The organism is Phytoactinopolyspora endophytica, assembly GCF_004138495.1.
GTDB lineage: Bacteria > Actinomycetota > Actinomycetes > Jiangellales > Jiangellaceae > Phytoactinopolyspora > Phytoactinopolyspora endophytica.
On sequence record NZ_ML142855.1, the window covers coordinates 13,430 to 15,891 of the forward strand.

The 2,462-nt window shown below is 69.3% G+C and carries 2 protein-coding genes; both read left to right on the top strand.

Going from position 1 to position 2,462, the window contains the following annotated elements; genetic code table 11:
• Positions 1-138: 138 nt before the first annotated feature.
• The gene (phnC, locus tag ELR45_RS14905; RefSeq protein WP_205856627.1) at positions 139-1,032 is read left to right on the top strand and encodes a phosphonate ABC transporter ATP-binding protein; all 894 of its coding nucleotides are present in this window, start codon (positions 139-141) and stop codon (positions 1,030-1,032) included.
• The coding region (gene phnE, locus ELR45_RS14910) for a phosphonate ABC transporter, permease protein PhnE (protein ID WP_129667342.1) at positions 1,029-2,462 on the top strand (1,434 nt) is incomplete at its 3' end. The genes phnC and phnE, both read left to right, overlap by 4 nt.

Consider the following 2,462-nt stretch of genomic DNA (forward strand, 5'->3'; position numbering starts at 1 on the left):
ATGCGTGGGGCGTGGTGCCGGCGGACGACTCCGACTACGACGGTGTCCGTGAGGTGTGCGAGCTGACCCAGTCCGACAAGTGCGAGGGCTGAGAAGACAGCCGCTCAGCTCGGCGTCGCCCAGCGTGAGGAGCCGAACATGACCAGCACGATGGAACAGGCGAGTGGCGCGGACAGCGTGATCACGGCTCGTGGCCTCACCAAGCGTTTCGGCGACGCCGTCGCGCTCGCCGGGGTCGACCTGGAGGTCCGCAGGGGTGAGCTTGTGGTTCTGGTCGGGCTGTCCGGGTCGGGCAAGTCGACCCTGCTGCGGTGCCTCAACGGCCTGCATCCGCCGTCTTCGGGCGAGGTGGACGTACTCGGATGCAGGGTCGACGACGCGCGCCCTGCGCGGCTGCGGCGGCTGCGCTCCCGGATCGGCTTCGTGTTCCAGCAGTTCAACCTGGTCGGCAGGTTGAGCTGTCTGGAGAACGTGTTGATCGGCGCGCTCGGCCGGGTGCGCGGCCCGCGTTACGGTGTGCTCAGCTATCCGCTGTCGATGCGGCGCGAGGCGCTGGACCACCTTGACCGGGTGGGCCTGGCGGATCGGGCGTTCCAGCGCGCGGACACGCTGTCCGGAGGGCAGCAGCAGCGGGTCGCGATCGCCCGGACGTTGATGCACCGGCCCGCATTGTTGCTCGCGGACGAGCCGGTCGCCTCGTTGGATCCGGAGAACGCGGCCGTCGTCATGGACCTGCTTTTCCAGGTCAGCTTGGAGGAGCAGCTCACGGTCGTCTGCTCTCTTCATCAGGTGGATCTGGCTCTCGGCTGGGCACACCGGCTGGTGGGTCTGCGGGAGGGGAGCAAAGTGCTCGATCGCTCCGCTTCCAGCATGACCAGGGACGACGTGATGCAGGTCTACCAGCGTGTCGACCCCGCCCAGGTGCCGGAGCCGCGCACCTTCGGTACCGGCGACACCGACCGCAGCAACGGAGCCGCGGACATCGGCGGGTCTGCCGGATTGCTGGACGGCAGCGGGGCGAGATCGGCATGACCAGTGGCACCGGCACTGCTCAGGACACCGACACCGTCGGCGCGGGTGACACCGGCACCGGGCGACTGCGACCGCCGCTGACCCGGTCCCGGATCGTTCTGTGGGCGGCCGGCCTGGCGGCCCTCGCTCTCACCGCTGCTGCCGCCGTGTCGATCGAGTTCGGAATCGGTGCCTTGGTCGACGGGTTCGACGACGTGGTCAACCTCGTCGAGCGGATGCTGCCACCGCGGATGGACGACCCACCACGGATCGCTTCACTGGCGTTGGAGACGCTGCTGATCGCGGTGCTCGGGACCGTTTTCGCGACGACGATCTCGGTGCCTCTGGCCTTCCTGGCAGCCCGCAACACCGCGCCGAACACGTTCGTCTACACCCTGGCTCGAGGCATCATCACCTTCTGCCGTGCCGTCCCTGACCTGGTCTTCGCCGTGCTGTTCGTGCGCGCCATGGGTATCGGCGTGCTGCCCGGCGTGCTGGCCCTGGCACTGCACTCGGTCGGCATGCTGGGCAAGCTGTTCGCCGACGCGATCGAGCAGAGTGAGGCGGGCCCGCGGGAGGCGGTGCGCAGTACCGGCGCGGGGCCGGTGCGAGAACTGGTCAACGGGGTGCTGCCGCAGGTCGTGCCGTCGTGGATCTCGACCTTCGTCTACCGGATCGACATCAACCTGCGTACTTCGGTCGTGCTCGGCTTCGTCGGAGCGGGCGGTATCGGGTTCGCCTTGCAGGACGCCCTGCGCGGACTCGTCTACAACCGGGCGCTCGGTATCGTGCTCGTGATCATCGTGATCATCGCCGCGCTGGAGCTGGCCTCGATCGCCATCAGGAGGCTGTTGCTGCGCCCGGCGGATCGCGGCGGGGAACGCGGGCAACCATCGGTGGGGACGGGGCCACGTGTCACACCGCCCTGGACGACGGAACGGCTGTCGAAGGCCGCCTTCGCCTGCTTGCTGGCCGTGGCGATCGGCTACGCCTTCGTCTCCCTGCGGATCAACCCCCTTGATGTCTTCACGTCGCTCGGTGACGTGGTCGACGTAGCGGGCCGGCTGGTGCCGCCCGACTTCACGATGGTCGGCGACCAGCTCGGCGAAGCGGTCGTGGAGACGTTGGCGATCGGGATGGTCGCCACCGCCATCGGGGTCGTCCTGTCGTTGCCGATCGGGCTGCTCGCGGCGCGCAACGTCGCCCCGCACCGCGCCGTCTACTGGGCGGCGCGCTCCCTGGTACTCGTCGTCCGGGCCATCCCGGAGCTGATCCTGGCCGTGGTGTTCGTCGCGGCGATCGGCCTGGGTCCCATCGCCGGTGCGTGCGCCCTCGGTCTCGGCTCGATCGGCTTCCTCGGCAAGCTGGTCGCCGACGCCGCCGAGGAGATCGACCCGGGCCCGCGCGAGGCGGTGCGCTCGGTGGGCGGCGGCTGGTGGAAAGAGCTGTTC

Excerpts from the sequence above, each read along its gene's own strand:
- phnC (WP_205856627.1), top strand. The coding sequence starts at position 139 with ATGACCAGCACGATGGAACAGGCGAGTGGCGCGGACAGCGTGATCACG.